Here is a 16,993-nt window from a genome sequence, read left to right as displayed (position 1 = left end):
CCCGCAGATCACGCATTTCCGGCCACCCTCTGACACACCCGAAACACCACAGGACGCCCCCGGTTACGTGCGTCAGGAACGGTAAGTCCCATGGACATGCCTTTGACGCCCCGTAGCGCCCTCTCCGACCTCCCGCGCTCCCGCTCCGGCCTCGAGCCCGGTTCCCCCGACGAAAACCGCACACCGGCCCGCGCCTGGCGAGTACGCGTCCTCTCCGACGACTACCCCGGAACACTGGCCCGCTTCGCAATCCGGCTGGCCGACCTCGAATGCCGGATCCTGGGCCTCACCAGACACCCGGCCCCGGGCGGCGTCCTAGACGAATTCGTACTCTGCCCAGCGGCCGGCCTGCCCCCGCACCTGCTGATAGACGCCCTCCGCGACGAAGGCGGCGATTGCCTCGGAATGACCGAAATCGCCGTCCCTTCCCCGGCCGCCCCCGCGCTCGCCGAGGAGTCCATCGCCGAGGCCGCCGCCCGAGAACTCCTCACCCCGCTCACGGACACACCAGCCCCTGACCGGATGACAACCGCCCTGCCCACCGCCGAGGGGACGCCCAAGCCCTCGTCTCGGCCGCACCCCGCCCCGGCGGCTGCCGATGGAGCCGGTGCTGGGAAACATGATGTCCCGTCGGCAACGACGTTCCCCGCCGACGGGGACACTGCTTCGGAATCCGAGGCAGGACGACGCCGTGTTTCGGCCGCCACCGCACCTCCTGTCGCGGGAGAACTGTGCATCGGGACGGACACCCAGGATCTGCGTGCTCCCGCGACAACTGCCGTCACTGCTGAGAAGACGGACGCTGAGGCTGGGGAGTCCCGTGTGCAGGCAGCAACTGTCGGCACCGCAGCGCGAGAGACGGTTGCCGAAACCACTGTCCGCGGACTTCGCGATCCGGCCGCGACAGCACTCGTCGCTGCTCGGCGGGCGATTGTCGACCCTGGTTGCCGTGCTCCGATGTTGCGGATGGTCCTGTCCGCCGACCTCGTGACGCTCGTCCCCGCGAACGAGGCCAATCCCAAGCGCACTGAAGGCGGGCACCGAGCGGTCTTTCCCTTCGGCGACGGGCAGGCGTACGTCGCTCGACGGAGATGGGTGGCCTTCGCTGAACCCGAACTCGCTCAGGCCGCGGCGTTCCTGGAACTACTTGCCGCAGCGGAGCAGAATCTGGCCGGTCCGGTAGTGCTCGACCGTCCAGACGGTGCCGCGGTCGTTTTGCGGCTGGGCACTCCGCGGGACATCGACGCGATCGGCGCGGTGCATCTTCGCTGTTCGGCGAAGACGTTGTTCAACCGCTACCACACTGGGCTGAGCACAGTTCCGCGAAAATGGCTGCACCGCTTGCTCATGCCACCGCGCGGAACCAGTTTGCTCGCGGTGTGCGGCCGGGACGTGATCGGGTTCGGACAGCTGATTTCTCAACTCGACGGCACGGCCGAGGTATCGCTTCTCGTCGAGGATGCTTGGCAGCGCCAGGGAATCGGCACGGCGTTGCTTGCCCGGCTGGCCGCCCTCGCGGAGGCTGGTGGCACCACGGAGCTGTCCGCGATCCGCCTTGCGGGCAACGACGCCATGGTCCGGACTGCTGTTCGCGCCGGACTGCAGGTCGAAACCTGTTCGGACGACGACACGGTGCTTCGGCTCGTCGCCGCTCGGACGCCGCGGACGGTCAGCGGTTCCAGAACCAGTCTTTGCCCCGCGCCTCGCGCAGCGCCTGCTTCTTCCGGTCGGGCGTGAGCCGGTCGAGGTAGAGCTTTCCGTCGAGGTGGTCGGTTTCGTGCTGGAGGCACTGGGCCAGCACGTCGACGCCCTCGACCTCGATCGGCTCGTTGCGCAGGTCGACGCCGCGCACGACGGCGTGCTTCGCGCGGACCGTCGGGAACCACAGTTCCGGCACGGACAGGCAGCCCTCGCCGATTTCGTGCGTTTCCTCGGAGAGGTGGACGATCTCGGGATTGATGACGTATCCGGTCAGCCCGCCGACGTCGTAGCTGAACACCCGCAGCCCGACCCCGATCTGCGGCGCGGCGAGCCCGGCACGGCCCTCCGGCTGCACGCTGTCGAGGAGGTCCTTCACCAGCGCCTCGATCTTGCTGTCGAACGTGGTCACCGGGTCGCACACGGACTTGAGCACCGGGTCACCGAAGTAGCGCAACTCGCGCATCGCCATGATCGAACGTCCTTATATCCACCGAGGGGCCACGGGAAGTCTAGTGACACCACCTGCTTCCCCGACGCGGGTACACCGAGCATGCCCCGCGCGACGAAGCCGGACGGTGGCCGGACCATGGGCCAGACGCGTTCGTGGCTTGGCCGGGCGACGACCAGACAGGTCAAGCTCTCAAACGGAGTCCCTTCGGAGTCGCGCGGAAGCCGGCTTCCTGGAGGATCTCGGCCAGCTCCGAGGTCAGCGCGTGTTCTCCGTCCGCGCGTTGGACGGCCAGTTGGCCCAGCCAGCCTTCTCGGACCGCGGTCGACAACGCAGCCGCGGCGGCTTGCAGCGTGCCGCGTTCCTCGGTGAAGCTCAGCAAGGAGCGGCCGCCGCGTTCGACGTACAGGGCTGGGATTCCGTCGACCAGCACCGCCAGCGCTCCGGCTTTGCGCGCCGGACGGTGTTTGGTGTCGCCTGTCGCGGCGGGCCAGGACAGAGCCGCGCCGTACGGCTGTGCCGGATCCGCAGCGGCGAGGACCACGGCACGAGCGCTGTCGTTTCGGGCCGCGGAGGAGGGCGCGGTGCTGGACAGGGCCCGCAGCCGGTCGACCGCGCCCTTCGCGGCGAACTGTGCGGCACCGAGACCTTCGACGACATAGCCGCGGATGACCTGCCCGGTGTCTTCCATGCCGCGCAACACCTTGTAGATCCCGGAAAAACCGCCGGTGACCCGTTCGGTGTCGAGCGCGCCTCGGGTGAGGACACCGTGCCGTTCCAGGAATGCCTCGGTGCGGGCATGGGCGCGTCGCGTCGGGTCGGCTTCCCGAGGCGGGGTCAGCGCCCAACGGCCGGCTACGGTCGGCGGACCCGTGCGCGACGGCATTGCCGGACGGCCGGCGCGCATGCGGGCGTAGCGGCCGCGTGGCGCTTGCCGCCGGGGTTTGTGCACCCCGTGGCCCGCGACTTGCGCGCGCAAGGGTGCGAGCGTGTCGCCGGTGACTAGCCCGGCCCACACCAGATCCCACATCGCGGATACGACGGCCCCGTCGTCCGGCGGTTGCTCCAGACCCGGCGTGACCCGGTCGACGAGCTGCCGGAAGAACAACGCCCCGCCTTCCAGCGCCGTCACGATCGCTTCGTGCAGCGGGCTGGTCGGCGGATTCTCTTCGACCTCGGGCAGCAGCAGATCCGCGACGTCGGACGGAGCCAGCGCCAGCCAGCCGTCTCCGCCGGAGAGGGACCCGCAGCCTGCCCACGTGACCTCGCCCGCAGTGGTGAGTTCGTCGAGCAGCGCGGGGGAGTAGCCCGGCAACCGGCTCGGCAGGATCAGCGATTCGACCGCGCTCGCCGGCAAGGGCGCGCCGGCGAGCTGTTCGACCACCGACAGCACGTCGTCGGCCGTCGGCGCGGACCGCAGGCGCGCACCGATTCCGTGCCACGCGGGCAGGAACCGGCCCAGCGCCGCCGGTTCCACCGGCTCGACCTCTGCCCGCAGCCGAGCGAGCGACGCGCGCCGCAACCGCCGCAGCACGGCTGCGTCGCAGTATTCGGTGCCCACGCCATGGGTTTCCGGATGCCCGACCGGGCTCAGCTCGCCGCGGACGAGCCTGCCTTCACCGGTGAGCCGGTCGAGCACGCCGGTGACGACGGCGGTGCCCAGCCCGAACCGGTCCGCCGCGGCTGTCGCGGAGAACGGACCGCGGGTCCGTGCGTAGCGGCCGAGGAGGTCGCCCAGCGGATCCGCCACCGGCTCGGTGAACGCCTCGGGCACGCCGACCGGAAGCGCGACGCCCAGCGCGTCCCGCACCCGTCCGGCGTCCTCGATGGCCAGATAGCGCTCCTCGCCGCCGATGCGCACCTGGATGGCGCGCCGTGCGGAGGCGAGTTCAGCCAGCCATTCCGCCTGAATCCCGCGTTCCGCTGCCTCCGCGACGGACAGATCGCCGAGGAACCGCAGCAGGTCGGCCGCGTCCTCCGCCGACCGGGCGTGCCGGTCCGGGTCGAGCCGCTGCAATGACCGTTCGACCTCGGCCACGGCTTCGGGATCGAGCAGCTCGCGAATCGCCTCCGTGCCCAGCAATTCGGCCAGCAGCGCGGAATCCAGCGACAGCGCCGCGGCTCGTCGCTCGGCCAGCGGGGCGTCCGTCTCGTACAGGAACATCCCGACGTAACCGAACAACAGGCTTCGTGCGAACGGCGACGCGGCAGGCGTCTCGACCTCGACCAGCCGCACCTTCCGCGCCCGGACGTCGGACATCAGCTCCCGCAGACCGCCGACGTCGTAGACATCCTGCAGAACCTCGCGCATGGCCTCCAGGACGACCGGGAACCGCTCGTACTTCGCCGCTACCGACAACAGTTGCGACGCCCGTTGCCGTTGCTGCCACAGCGGTGTGCGTCGCCGCGGATCCCGGCGCGGCAGCAGCAGCGAACGTGCCGCGCATTCCCGGAATCGCGCCGCGAAGACCGCCGAGCTGCCGACCTCCGCCACGATCAGCTGCTCGACCTCCTCCGGGTCCAGCAGGACATCGTCGGCGGTGATGGTGACCTCGCCGCCGTCGGCGTCGAGCGCGTCGGGCAGCCGCAGCACGATGCCGTCGTCGGAGTGTGCGACTTGGGCGTCGACGCCGCGGTTTTCCCGCAGCCGCGCGGCGATCGCGAGTGCCCACGGCGCGTTCACCTGCGCGCCGAACGGCGAGTGCAGCACGATCCGCCAGTCGCCCAGTTCGTCGCGGTAGCGTTCGAGCAGGATGACCCGGTCGTTGGGCACGTGCCGGGTCGCCGACTTCTGTTCTTCCAGATACGCCAGCAGGTTGTCGCAGGCGCGCTGGTCGAGCCCGGCCGCGGCGGCCCGGTCCCGCGCCACTGCGGTGTCCGAAGTGGACAGTTCGCGGACGAACGCGCCGAGCGCCCGCCCCAGTTCCAGCGGGCGTCCGGCGGCGTCGCCCTTCCAGAACGGCATCCGGGCGGGCTGGCCGGGCGCGGGCACGACGATCACCCGGTCGTGCGTGATGTCGGTGATCCGCCACGACGAGGTGCCGAGCAGGATCGTGTCGCCGACCCGCGATTCGTACACCATTTCCTCGTCGAACTCGCCCACGCGCGAGCCGGGTTTGCCCTCGTCGCCCGGCGTCATCACGGTGAACAGCCCGCGGTCGGGGATGGTGCCGCCGGACGTGACCGCGAGCCGCTGCGAACCCGGCCGCCCGCGCAGCTCTCCGCTGACCCGGTCCCACGTGATCCGTGCCCGCAGCTCGCCGAACTCCTCGCTCGGGTAACGGCCGGCGAGCATGTCGAGCACCGCGTGCAGGGCGTCGTCCGGCAGCGAGCTGAACGGGGCCGCCCGCCGGACGAGCGCCGCCAGCTCCGGCACCGTCCACGGTTCGAGCGCCACCATCGCCACGACATGCTGGGCCAGCACATCGAGCGGGTTGCGCGGGTACCGCACCGCCTCGATCGCCCCGCTCGCCATCCGTTCCGCGACGACCGCGCACGACACCAGATCGCCGCGGAACTTCGGGAACATGACGCCGGACGACACCGCGCCGACCTGGTGTCCGGCCCGGCCGACGCGCTGCAGCCCGGACGCCACCGTGGGCGGAGCCTCGATCTGCACGACCAGATCCACCGCGCCCATGTCGATGCCGAGTTCGAGCGACGACGTCGCCACCACGCACGGCAGCCGCCCGGACTTCAGTTCCTCCTCGACATGGGTGCGCTGCTCGCGGGACATCGACCCGTGGTGCGCCCGCGCGACGACCGGCTCCGCCCCGGTCGTGACACCGGACTGGCCGACCGCCTCGGCCGGAAACGCGTCGCCCGGGGACAGACCGGTCTGCTCGGACGCGAGTTCGTTGAGCCGCGCGGTGAGCCGTTCGGTGAGCCGCCGCGAGTTGCCGAACACAATGGTGGAGCGGTGCGCGCGGATCAGCTCCAGCACCCGTTCCTCGACCGCCGGCCAGATCGACGGCCGCTGCACCGCCGCGCCGGCCACTTCTTCCTGGGTGCCGATCCCGCCCTCCGACGGCAACTGCGACAGCGACGTGAGGTCGTCGAGCCGCTCCATCGGCGAGGGCGCCGGGCCGTCGAGGTTCGCCATGTCCTCGACGGGCACCTCCACCCGCACCTGGATCGTCTTCGCGAGTTTCGGCTGCACGACGGTGACCGGACGACCGCCGGCGAGGAACGCGCTCACCTCGTCGACCGGGCGCACGGTGGCCGACAGCCCGATCCGCTGGGCCGGTTTCGGCAGCAGCGCGTCGAGCCGTTCCAGCGACAACGCCAGATGCGCACCGCGTTTGCCGCCCGCGACGGCGTGCACTTCGTCGACAATGACCGTCTCGACGCCCTTCAGCGATTCCCGCGCCGAGGACGTGAGAATGAGAAACAACGACTCCGGAGTGGTGACCAGCACGTCCGGCGGGGTTTTCCCGAACGACCGGCGCTCGGCCGCCGTGGTGTCGCCGGTGCGCATGCCGACTTCGATTTCTGGCGCGGGCAGACCGAGCCGGTGCGCGGCCTGGGAAATGCCCGCCAGCGGCGCGCGCAGGTTGCGCTGCACGTCGACCGCCAGCGCCTTCAGCGGAGAGACGTACAGGATCCGGCACCGCTCGCGCGGGTTCGCCGGCGGCGGTTCCGACGCCAGCCGGTCCAGCGCCCACAGGAACGCGGACAGCGTCTTGCCGGACCCGGTGGGTGCCACGACCAAGGCGTGCTGCCCGGCGTGTGCGGCCCGCCAGGCCCCTTCCTGCGCGGCCGTCGGGGCGGCGAAGGCTCCGGCGAACCAGGTGCTGGTCGCCGGGGAGAAGAGGTCGAGGACGTCGTTTGCCACGGGATCCATCATGCGCGGCGCCCCCGACAATTTCCGGGGCCCGGGCAGAGCAGCCTGGTCCGGATCCCCTCGGACGGGTGACCGATCGGCCTAGATCGCGTACTTCCACACGGTCAGCGAATAAGCCGAATACCAGGCCCCGACCAGCACGAACACGGTCGTCGCGGCGATCATCGTGGACTTCTTGCGACCGGCGAGCCCCATCGCGACGGGCAGCAGGAGCGCGAAGTCGGGAAGAAGAAACCTCGACTTCAGGGCGGGCAGCCCGGCGCTGCACAGGACCAGCACCACTACGCCCACCGCGTATGCGGCCAGCGGCCACGGCACCCGGCGGTCGGTCACCGTGATGACCGCGAGCGCGACCGCCGTGAGCGTCACGAGCACGACGAGCGTCTCCCAGGCGTTGCCCGAGGTGAAAAGCGTGTGCGTGATCCATTGCCAGGCTTCGGCGCCGGTGTCGAAACGCGTGTTCCAGCCGCGGAGCTCCACGTCCTGCCAGCCAGTCAAACTGCCGGTCTGCACCGCGACGAACATCCAGTACCCGAGCAGGCCGAGCGGCGCGACGAAGACGCACAAGAGCGCGTTCCACCGTTGTTTGTTCCGCCACACGTCGATGGCCGCGGCGATGATGACGACCGCGACCAGCACGCAGGCGGTGGATCGGGTAAGCCCGGCGAACAGGGCGGCGAAAGCAGCGAGGTACCACTTGCGTTCGAGTACACCGACCAGCGCCCACGCGGCGAGAGCGGTGAAGAGCGCCTCGGTCATCACCATGCTCTCGGCGATCGCCATCGGTGCGGCGCCCCACAGCACGGCGAGCAGCAACCCCGCTCGCGGACTGTGGACGAGCCGGCCGATCCGGTACATCGCCGTCGCCGCCGCGATTCCGGCGAGCGTCGACAGCAGAATGCCCGCCCCGAAGTAGGTCACCCCGGGCAGCTTCTCGAGCAGCCCGGTCAGGGCCGGATACAGCGGGAAATAGCCGTACGACGCGTCGGGATAGGGCAGTCCAGCAGCGTCGAGCGGATTGCTCACGCCGGTGTAGTTGTGCTCCGCGATCTGCAGGTACCACCAGCCGTCCCAGGCCTGCAGCCGGTCGCCCAGCGGCAGGTTCCGGGGCGCGGCCATGGCGGCGAGCGCACCGACGCTGACCAGCCGCGCCACGAGGTACAGCACCGCCGCGTGCACGTAGCCGGAACGGCCCCATCTGCCCGGCGCGGCCCGCAAGGGGTGCGCCGGACCGCCCGCCGCTGCCTGTGCGAACTGCTCTCGGCGGGTCTTGTCCACTAGCTCTGTCATTGCCTCCCCGTCCTCGGAAGACGAGACGTTCCGTCGCTTCCCGGGGTTGCGTGCGTCGCGAGTTTCGCGGGTCCGCACGCACGGTGACCGGGCACGTGGCAGCATCTCCGCCAGCGCTGCTTGAGTCGAGGGGAAGTTACTGTGCGGATCCTGTCGGTGGACCTCGGGACGTCCAACACCGTTGCCGTCCTTTCCGCGCACGGCAGGCCGCCACGCGTCGTAGAGGTCGACGGGTCGGCCAACATGCCCTCCGCGGTCTTCGCCGGGGAAGACGGCACGCTGATGGTCGGCAGGGACGCCGAACGTCGTGCTCGGCTCGACCCGACACGGTTCGAGCCCAACCCTAAACGGCGCATCGACGAGCAGACGCTGCTGCTCGGCACGGACGTCGTGCCGGTCAACGAGGCGCTCGCCGCGATCCTGCGCCGCGTGCTCGACGAGACCACGCGCCAGCTCGGCGGCGAACAGCCCGACGAGGTCCGGCTCACCCACCCCGCCCAGTGGGGTCCGGTGCGCCGAAACGTGCTGCTGAGCGCGGCGCGACTTGCTGGCATTCGCGGAAACGTAGTCCTCGTGCCGGAACCAGTCGCGGCCGCGGCGCACTTCGCGTCGTTCCCTGAGCGCGCGTTGGCTCCAGGACAGGCTCTCGCGGTGTACGACCTCGGCGCGGGCACGTTCGACGTCGCCGTCGTCGGCGCGAATCAGAACGGTTACACGGTGCTCGCCGAGGACGGTCTGCCCGACCTCGGAGGCCTCGACGTCGACCAGGCGCTGATGGTCCACGTAGGACGTGAGGTGTCGCACTCGGACCCGCAGCGCTGGCAGCGGCTGCTTCGCCCCGAGTCCACCGCGGACCGGCGTACGCGACGCGCGCTGCAAGAAGACGTGAAGGCCGCGAAGGAGGCGCTGTCTCGGCATCCGCAGACAGAGGTGCCGATGCCCGAGCCGTTCAAGGACGTGCTCGTCACGCGAGGAGAGCTCGAAGGCTTGGTACGTCCGGCAATGCTGCGCAGTGTGGAGCTGCTTTCGCGGACACTGCGTTCGGCCGGACTGACTTCGGAGCGTCTCGTCGGCATCTACCTCGTCGGTGGTTCGAGCCGGTTGCCGCTGGTCGGGTCAATGATCGCGGAGAAGCTCGGCGTTGTCCCCACGAGTCTCGACCAGCCGGAGACGGCCGTCGCACTGGGTGCGCAGCACGTGGCTAACGACGGACTGTCGATGCGTACGCAGAACGTCGAGGGCCAGGTGGCGTCAGGTGCGCCGTACGCGCCGGCTGGCGCGCCACAGGGCAACTACGCGGCGTACTCGCCGACGCAGCCACAGCCGATGCCGCCGTTCCAGCCTTCGCCGGCACCGTCCAACTTCCCGACGTACACGCCTGCTACGCCGGAGAAGAAGAGCCGCACCAAGCTGTGGATCGGCATCGCGGCGGCGGTGGTGGTCGTGCTCGCGGCTGGGCTGACCGTGTTCCTGACAACAAAGGGCTCGTCAGTGAAGACGTACACCGCTGAGGAGTGCCGTACACCGGGGCAAGTTGACTCGTCGGGCATGACCGGCTGCATGCGTCAGCTCGCCGGCAAGGTCGCTGACAACGGCGGCTGTGCTCCCGGTATGGGCAACGGCCCGGCCGCGCCGGCGAAGAGCCTCGGGACCGCGGCGACGTGCGCCGCGCCGGGGCGCGCGGGCACGCAGGTGACGTACGTGCAGGGACAGTCGGCAGCGGAGCTCAAGCAGTACACCGACGGACTGCTCGCCTCCGCGGGCGGCGACCGCACCGAGGCGGACTGGAAGGGCAACGCCCTCGAAGGGCACTACGCGGCGGCGGCCGGGCAGTCGTCGGCGGTCCTCGTGTTCACCGTGAAGGACCGGCCCCTCGTCGGGTTCCTCTATCAGGTGAATTCCGGCGGGCAGACGGCCACGCCGGGTGCGCTGGCCGACTACTTCGAACAGAACGTCCAGCCGGGGGAGTGATCCCCGTTCGCGCGGGAAAGCTAGCATTCGCCCGATGCGTATCACGGTGTTCCGACGGCTGATGGCCGAGGAGTTCGGGTCCGGACGCGCCGAGATGCTCGCCCAGGACCACGTGTTCAGCGGGCTCGGCGGGCGCACGGTCGAAGAAGCGCTGAGCGCGGGAACGCCGGCCAAGGAGATCTGGCGAGCCGTCTGCGTCGAGTTCGAGGTGCCGCCGGAGCGACGCTGACCTGGGGTTTCGCGGTTCCGGTCGCCGCGAAGGGCGAAAACCGCGGCGGATGGGCGTGTCGCCGCGAGCCTCGAACACCTGTTCGTCTATGGTGTTGTGCACAACGGGGCCAGCGATCCACAGATCGGTCGCCGCGCCTGGAATTGTCGGTCCCTCCCCGTAGCGTCGGACCGGACAGGGTTTGGTCCCCGGACCAGCCCGACTGGACAACCGAACACACACAGGCCCCAACCAGCGAGGTGGACTTCCATGCCAGCAGCACCCGACAAGGACAAGGCGCTCGAGCTCGCCCTTGCGCAGATCGACAAGCAGTACGGCAAGGGCTCGGTGATGCGCCTCGGCGAGGAGTCCCGTCCGCCCATCGCCGTGATCCCCACCGGCGCGATCGCCCTCGACGTCGCGCTCGGCATCGGCGGCCTGCCGCGCGGCCGGGTCGTCGAGATCTACGGACCGGAATCCTCCGGTAAGACCACGGTCGCCCTGCACGCGGTGGCCAACGCCCAGCGCAACGGCGGGATCGCGGCGTTCATCGACGCGGAGCACGCGCTCGACCCGGAGTACGCGAAGAAGCTCGGCGTCGACACCGACGCGCTGCTCGTGTCCCAGCCGGACACCGGCGAGCAGGCGCTCGAGATCGCGGACATGCTGATCCGCTCCGGCGCGCTCGACATCCTGGTCATCGACTCCGTCGCGGCCCTCGTGCCGCGCGCGGAAATCGAAGGCGAGATGGGCGACTCGCACGTCGGCCTCCAGGCCCGCCTGATGAGCCAGGCGCTGCGGAAGATCACCGGTGCGCTGTCGAACTCCGGCACCACCGCGATCTTCATCAACCAGCTGCGCGAGAAGGTCGGCGTCATGTTCGGCTCGCCGGAGACCACCACCGGTGGCAAGGCGCTGAAGTTCTACGCGTCGGTCCGGCTCGACGTCCGCCGCATCGAGACGCTCAAGGACGGCGGCGAGCCGGTCGGCAACCGCACCCGCGTGAAGGTCGTCAAGAACAAGGTGGCCCCGCCCTTCAAGCAGGCCGAGTTCGACATCCTCTACGGCATGGGCGTCTCGCGCGAGGGCTCGCTCATCGACATGGGCGTCGACCAGGGCATCCTGCGCAAGTCGGGCGCCTGGTACACGTACGAGGGCGACCAGCTCGGCCAGGGCAAGGAGAACGCCCGCCGGTTCCTGCGCGACAACCCGGACATCGCCAACGAGATCGAGAAGCGCATCAAGGAGAAGCTCGGCATCGGCCCGCAGGTCGACGCCGAGGTCGAGGCAGTGCCCGCGCCGGTCGACTTCTGATCCGGGGAGGGGAGGGGATCGGCAGGTTCCCTCCCCGGTGCTCGGGCTTGGGCCGAGCACCGGCCTGCCGCCGAAGTCGACGCCGAGGCCCAGTGTCGAGGCTGAGGCTCAGGCCAAAGCCGAGGCTGATGCCGAAGCCGAGGCTGGTGCCGAAGTAGAGACCCAGCGCGGTTCCGCCGCGCCGGAGCTTCGGTGGCGACGGTGGCCGGGCCGAGGTCCTCGATCAGGCCCGGGTCCGGTTGTTCCGGAGTCGTCCAGGTTTGCTGCCCGGACAGTTCTCCGAGGGGGTGCCGGGCTGACGCGGCTGGGATCGGTCGGCCGGGCGTGCTTTGCGCGCTCCGCGTACGAGAGGGCTGCCCGGGGCGGTGGTCGCACGTGCCGGTCGGTGAAGGGATGCGGGATCAGGCGATCCGAGTCGGCGCGGGGGTGAAGCTGTCGGCTGGGTTCGGCGGGATCCCGCGCCGGAGCGGTCGTGGCTGGGGCGACCTGAGGCCAGGCGGAGGTCGCGCCCTGACGGGAAGCGTTGACCAAGGACGGGAATCGGCACCCGTGGCGTCTGGTGCCGGTGGAAAGCGGTGTTGAAGTGACGGTGCCGTCGTCCGAGGGCGGTGCCGGGAAGAGGAGTGCGGTCGTGGCCAGGATGCCGAAGGTCGAACCTGCGGAGTTGCCTCCGGAGGAGCGGGCCAAGAAGGCCAAGGAGATCTGCTTCGACCTCCTCGCCGCTCGGCCGCGGACAGTCGACGAGCTGCGGCAGGCGTTGCAGCGCAAGGGTTTCGACAGCGAGACCGTCGAAGACTTGCTCGGCAAGCTCGACCGCGCCGGTCTGGTCAACGACGCCGAGTTCGCCGAAACCTGGGTCCGCAACCGGCACGCCAACCAAGGGCTGTCGCGCACGGCGCTGGTCGCCGAGTTGCGGCGCAAGGGCGTTGACGGGGAGATCGCGGCGCAAGCGGCGGAGGAAGTCGACCGGGACGCCGAGGAACAGCGGGCTCGAGAACTGGTGCGGAAGCGGCTCGGGTCGCTCGGGAACGTCGACGAGCAGACCGCGATCCGCCGGCTGCTCGGGTTCCTCGCGCGGAAGGGCTATCCGCAAGGCCTGGCGTACACGGTGATCCGCGAGGAACTTCGCGAATTCGGGGCGGAAGCCAGCATGCTGGACGACGTGCCGGTGGACTGATCGCCCTGCGACACCAAGAAACCCGCCGCCTCCAGCACGGAGGCGACGGGTTTCGACTCAGCGCATCGCGGCGGCTTCGGCAGCCAGCTTCTCGACAGCCGCGAAGTCCTTGGCCGCCAACAGTTTCGCGGGCGTCAGCCACGAGCCTCCGACGCAGCCGACGTTCGGCAGAGCCAGATACGACGGGGCCGACGACACCGTGATCCCGCCGGTCGGGCAGAACTGCAGCTGCGGCAGCGGTCCGGCGATTGCCTTCAGGAACGCCGCGCCCCCGCTGGCTTCGGCCGGGAAGAACTTCAGCGCGCTCAGCCCGCGTTCGGCCAGCCGCATCGCCTCCGACACCGTGTTCGCGCCCGGGAGGAACGGCAGCCCGGTGGCGAACGCGGCGTCCAGCACCGCGTCCGTGCAGCCCGGCGTCACCAGGAACTTCGCGCCCGCGTCGGCGGCCTGCTTCGCCTGCTCCGGCGAGGTCACCGTGCCGACGCCCACGACGATGTCCGGCACCTCCGCGGCCACCCGCTCGATCGCGGTCAGCGCGACCGGCGTGCGCAGCGTCAGCTCGATCACCCCGATCCCGCCGGCGAGCAGGGCGCGGGCCGTCGGCACCGCGTCGTCGACGTCGTCGATCACCACGACGGGCATCACGGGGGACAGGGCGAGCAGGTCCGTGCCGGTGGTCACTGACCGACCTCCTGGGTCTGGAGAGCGTAGGGGGACGCGTTCATTGTCCCGCTTCCGAATGGCGGAACGCCCCGGGCGAGGTCCAGCTCCGGAGTCAGCGCCCCGAACACACTCGCGCCCTGGTCAGCCGGGCCGACCGCGCGGCGCAGCGCTCCGAAGAGCTCCCGCCCGGTCCCGCTCCACGCGGCCTCCGACGGCGGGGCGTCCGTGAGATCGCGCCGCGCCAGTTCGTCGTCCGGGACCAGCACGTCCAACGATCCGGACCGCGCGTCGAACCGGACCACATCGCCGTCGGCGATCCGGGCGATCGGCCCGCCCGCTGCGGCCTCCGGCGTCACCTGGATCGCGGCGGGCACCTTGCCCGACGCACCCGACATCCGCCCGTCGGTGAGCAGCGCGACCCGGAAACCCCGGTCCATCAACACGCCCAACGCGGGCGTCAGACCGTGCAGCTCCGGCATGCCGTTCGCCTGCGGTCCCTGCTGGCGCAGCACCACGACCACGTCGCGGTCCAGCTCCCCGGCCTCGAACGCGACGCGGAAGGCGTCCTGCGACGTGAACACCCGCGCCGGTGCCTCCACGACACGGTGCTCAGGGGCGACTGCCGATACCTTCGTGACCGCCCGGCCCAGGTTGCCCTCGACCATCCGCAGCCCGCCGTCCGGCGCGAACGGCCGCCACACCGGACGCAGCACGTCCTCGTCGAGGCTGCGCGTCGGCACGTCCCGCCACACCAGTTCGCCGTCGGACAAGATCGGCTCCTGCGTGTACCGGCGCAGACCACGGCCCGCGACGGTGAGGACGTCCTCGTGCAGCAGGCCCGCGTCGAGCAGCGTGCCGACGAGGAACTGGATGCCGCCGGCCGCGTGGAAGTGGTTGATGTCCGCGCTGCCGTTCGGATACACGCGCGCCAGCAGCGGCACGACCGCGGACAGGTCCGAGAAATCGTCCCAGCTCAGCTGAATCCCCGCCGCCGCGGCGATCGCCACCAGGTGCATCGTGTGGTTCGTCGACCCGCCGGTGGCCAGCAGCGCCACGATGCCGTTCACGAACGCTTTTTCGTCCAGCACCTGCGAAATCGGCGTGTACGCCTCGCCTCGGGACAGCTCGACGACACGTCGGCCCGCCTCTTCGGTGAGCGCTTGGCGCAACGGCGTGTTCGGTGGCACAAAGCTGGCGCCCGGCAGGTGCAGGCCCATCACCTCGACCACCATCTGGTTCGAGTTGGCAGTCCCGTAGAACGTGCAGGTGCCGGCGGAGTGATACGACGCGGCTTCCGCGTCGAGCAGGTCTTCCCGTGTCGCGAGTCCCTCGGCGTACAGCTGCCGCACCCGTGCTTTTTCCTTGTTGGGCAAGCCCGAATTCATCGGCCCGGCGGGCACGAGCACCGCAGGCAGATGGCCGAACGACAGCGCGCCGATCAACAGGCCCGGCACGATCTTGTCGCACACGCCCAGCAGCAGTGCCGCATCGAACATGTCGTGGGACAGCGCGATCGCCGTCGACATCGCGATCACTTCGCGGCTGAACAGCGACAACTCCATGCCCGGTCGGCCCTGCGTGATGCCGTCGCACATCGCGGGCACCCCGCCGGCGAACTGCGCGACACCGCCGGATTCGCGGACCGATTTCTTCAGCCACGCCGGGTATTCCTGCATCGGCTGGTGCGCGGAGAGCAGGTCGTTGTAGGAGGACACGATGGCCACGCCGGGCGCGCGCAGCTGCCGCAGCGCCTGCTTGTCGACGCCGTCCATCGCGGCGAATCCGTGCGCGAGGTTGCTGCAAGCGAGGCCGCGGCGGACCGGCCCCTCCTCGAAAGCGGCCGCGCTGCGAGCGAGGTACGCCGCCCGCGTGTCCGCACTGCGTTCGGCGATCCGGTCGGTGACGTCGGCGAGAACGCGGTGTACCGCGGCGGTCGGGTTCGGGCTGCTGCTCATCTCAAGCTCCCGGCTCGTGACGGGTTCGCGGGACGGCAGCGCTGGCGTCGCGGGAACGTGACGGTGCACACGGTAACCCGAAAACCTCCCGGAAACAAAATCGATTCAGAAACCCCTAAGAGGTTCGCCTGGGAGTACCGGTGCGTGGAGCAGGTATGGCGAGTGGGGTTCGCGAGGGGGCGTGCCACCGGGTTCACGGCCGCGGAGGAAGCCACCGCAGCCGGTGTCTGCGGCTGATGACGGTCGATGGGCGTTATCAGGGTGGGACAGGCACTATCCGCGGCTGGAGGTGACGGTGGATGCGAGATTCGGAGATGCCTGGTCCGCCGGAGCGCGTTTTGGGCACGGCATTGCGGAATGCCCGGATCGAGGCAAGCTTCGGTTTGCGCGAACTGGGGCGATGGCTCGGGGTGGACGCGGCGCTGTTGTCGAGCTGGGAGCTGGGCGAGCAGGTTCCGACGCTGGAGGACGTCGCGGGGGTGCTGGGCGCGCTAGGAGTGGTCGGCGAGAAGAAAGCGCGGATCATGGCACTGGCGCGGGAGCTGGCCGGGGCGAGCTGGATCATGCCCGGGTCGCAGGCGGACACGGCGCATCACGCGATCGTGGCCGGGCACGAGCGGAACGCGGAATCGGTGACGGTGTGGGCTCCGCTGCGGATTCCGGACTTGCTGCAGATCCCCGATTACGTCCGGCTGGTGTTCGGTCCGAGCCTGTGGGACCAGGAAGTCCTAGAGCGGGTCGTACAGAACCGCTTGAGCCGCAACAGGATTCTGTTCGGCGTGGAGGCGGTCGAGGCGCAGCTGTTCGTCGGGACTGAGGCACTGCGGAACGACTTCGGCGATGCCGAGGTGATGCTGCGGCAGATGCGGTACCTCGTGGAGGTTTCGCAGAGGGTGAAGATCCGGATCGTCCCGAGCCAAGCCGTGACGGAGGGCGCGTTCAGCTGGTACCGGCAGCGGGATGAGACGGATGTCGTGTACTGCCCGCACCACCGCGCCGGTGTCTTCCTGGCCGGTCGGCAGGCCGCCCCGTACGCGGGAACCATCGAGCGGCTGGCCGAGGCTGCGTTGTCCGCGGAGGATTCACTGCACCGTTTGTCGGCCGCGGCTGCCGGGTTCGCGGAGGACGTGAAAGCTCGGCGGCTGGCGAACGATGCCGGACTGACGAAGCTCCTGGCAGGCGAGGACCCGGCTGGCTAGCGAGGCTGTCGCATGGGGTCATCGAGAGGTAACGCTGCGTCTGTAGTGAGCGGGTTCCGCCGGTCTGACGTGCTCGCGCCGAAGGCGTGTTTTATGCGGCTGACGGCCCACAGACGTCCTGGACCCCACTTTCGGCCCCTATCCGGCGAGAAATGCCCAGGTCAACAGGTACAACATGCCCAACTCTGGTAAATGTGCTACTTGTCACAGTGCACCGCGCGAGG

11 protein-coding genes are annotated in these 16,993 nt (G+C 70.0%); 6 read left to right on the top strand and 5 right to left on the bottom strand.

The window, feature by feature from the left end; translation table 11 throughout:
* Nucleotides 1-957: 957 nt before the first annotated feature.
* Entirely contained in the window at nucleotides 958-1,737 is a 780-nt protein-coding gene (locus tag H5411_RS47860; protein WP_246369345.1) for a GNAT family N-acetyltransferase, read from the top strand.
* Here H5411_RS47860 and def read toward each other — a convergent pair.
* From def to H5411_RS28350, 3 genes are all read right to left on the bottom strand, one after another.
* Nucleotides 1,670-2,170 (bottom strand): peptide deformylase, encoded by a 501-nt coding sequence (gene def / locus H5411_RS28360; RefSeq protein WP_009075052.1) that lies wholly within the window; start codon nucleotides 2,168-2,170, stop codon nucleotides 1,670-1,672. The genes H5411_RS47860 and def overlap by 68 nt on opposite strands.
* 163 nt (nucleotides 2,171-2,333) lie before the next feature.
* Complete coding sequence (locus H5411_RS28355; protein WP_183125590.1) at nucleotides 2,334-6,995, bottom strand: ATP-dependent helicase; 4,662 nt, start codon at nucleotides 6,993-6,995, stop codon at nucleotides 2,334-2,336.
* Nucleotides 6,996-7,073: 78 nt separating this feature from the next.
* The gene (locus H5411_RS28350) at nucleotides 7,074-8,282 is read right to left on the bottom strand and encodes a glycosyltransferase family 39 protein (RefSeq protein WP_183125589.1); all 1,209 of its coding nucleotides are present in this window, start codon (nucleotides 8,280-8,282) and stop codon (nucleotides 7,074-7,076) included.
* 141 nt (nucleotides 8,283-8,423) lie between these two features.
* Here H5411_RS28350 and H5411_RS28345 point away from each other — a divergent pair, with 141 nt between their 5' ends.
* The 4 genes from H5411_RS28345 (at nucleotide 8,424) to H5411_RS28330 (ending at nucleotide 12,952) form a co-directional block, all read left to right on the top strand.
* Nucleotides 8,424-10,253 carry an Hsp70 family protein gene (locus H5411_RS28345; RefSeq protein ID WP_183125588.1) on the top strand — a complete coding sequence of 610 codons (1,830 nt, stop codon included), beginning with the start codon at nucleotides 8,424-8,426 and terminating at the stop codon, nucleotides 10,251-10,253.
* 34 nt (nucleotides 10,254-10,287) lie between these two features.
* Nucleotides 10,288-10,482 (top strand): DUF3046 domain-containing protein, encoded by a 195-nt coding sequence (locus H5411_RS28340; RefSeq protein ID WP_037363693.1) that lies wholly within the window; start codon nucleotides 10,288-10,290, stop codon nucleotides 10,480-10,482.
* Nucleotides 10,483-10,731: 249 nt separating this feature from the next.
* Nucleotides 10,732-11,775, top strand: a complete 1,044-nt coding sequence (recA, locus tag H5411_RS28335) for a recombinase RecA (protein ID WP_101434882.1) — start codon at nucleotides 10,732-10,734, stop codon at nucleotides 11,773-11,775.
* A gap of 640 nt (nucleotides 11,776-12,415) precedes the next feature.
* Nucleotides 12,416-12,952, top strand: a complete 537-nt coding sequence (locus tag H5411_RS28330; protein WP_183125615.1) for a regulatory protein RecX — start codon at nucleotides 12,416-12,418, stop codon at nucleotides 12,950-12,952.
* Between the two features lie 57 nt (nucleotides 12,953-13,009).
* Here H5411_RS28330 and eda read toward each other — a convergent pair whose 3' ends face one another.
* Together eda and edd are read right to left on the bottom strand one after the other, a co-directional pair.
* A complete protein-coding gene (gene eda / locus H5411_RS28325) occupies nucleotides 13,010-13,633 on the bottom strand; it encodes a bifunctional 4-hydroxy-2-oxoglutarate aldolase/2-dehydro-3-deoxy-phosphogluconate aldolase (RefSeq protein ID WP_183125587.1) in 624 nt (207 codons plus the stop codon).
* Nucleotides 13,630-15,570 carry a phosphogluconate dehydratase gene (edd, locus tag H5411_RS28320; protein WP_183125586.1) on the bottom strand — a complete coding sequence of 647 codons (1,941 nt, stop codon included), beginning with the start codon at nucleotides 15,568-15,570 and terminating at the stop codon, nucleotides 13,630-13,632. The genes eda and edd overlap by 4 nt, the downstream gene beginning before the upstream one ends.
* Before the next feature lie 299 nt (nucleotides 15,571-15,869).
* Between edd and H5411_RS28315 the strand changes: the two genes are divergently transcribed.
* The gene (locus H5411_RS28315; RefSeq protein WP_183125585.1) at nucleotides 15,870-16,769 is read left to right on the top strand and encodes a helix-turn-helix domain-containing protein; all 900 of its coding nucleotides are present in this window, start codon (nucleotides 15,870-15,872) and stop codon (nucleotides 16,767-16,769) included.
* The last annotated feature ends 224 nt before the right edge of the window (nucleotides 16,770-16,993 follow it).

The organism is Amycolatopsis echigonensis, from assembly GCF_014174495.1.
GTDB classification, from domain to species: domain Bacteria; phylum Actinomycetota; class Actinomycetes; order Mycobacteriales; family Pseudonocardiaceae; genus Amycolatopsis; species Amycolatopsis echigonensis.
The sequence above is the reverse complement of the archived record's forward strand: the minus strand, read 5'-3'. Positions and strand labels throughout refer to the sequence as shown.

Bases quoted from the DNA above. Each gene is read 5' to 3' on its own strand.
- H5411_RS47860 (WP_246369345.1), top strand. From the start codon at position 958: ATGTTGCGGATGGTCCTGTCCGCCGACCTCGTGACGCTCGTCCCCGCG.
- def (WP_009075052.1), bottom strand. From the start codon at position 2,170: ATGGCGATGCGCGAGTTGCGCTACTTCGGTGACCCGGTGCTCAAGTCC.
- H5411_RS28355 (WP_183125590.1), bottom strand. From the start codon at position 6,995: ATGATGGATCCCGTGGCAAACGACGTCCTCGACCTCTTCTCCCCGGCG.
- H5411_RS28350 (WP_183125589.1), bottom strand. From the start codon at position 8,282: ATGACAGAGCTAGTGGACAAGACCCGCCGAGAGCAGTTCGCACAGGCA.
- H5411_RS28340 (WP_037363693.1), top strand. From the start codon at position 10,288: ATGCGTATCACGGTGTTCCGACGGCTGATGGCCGAGGAGTTCGGGTCC.
- recA (WP_101434882.1), top strand. From the start codon at position 10,732: ATGCCAGCAGCACCCGACAAGGACAAGGCGCTCGAGCTCGCCCTTGCG.
- H5411_RS28330 (WP_183125615.1), top strand. From the start codon at position 12,416: ATGCCGAAGGTCGAACCTGCGGAGTTGCCTCCGGAGGAGCGGGCCAAG.
- edd (WP_183125586.1), bottom strand. From the start codon at position 15,570: ATGAGCAGCAGCCCGAACCCGACCGCCGCGGTACACCGCGTTCTCGCC.
- H5411_RS28315 (WP_183125585.1), top strand. From the start codon at position 15,870: ATGCGAGATTCGGAGATGCCTGGTCCGCCGGAGCGCGTTTTGGGCACG.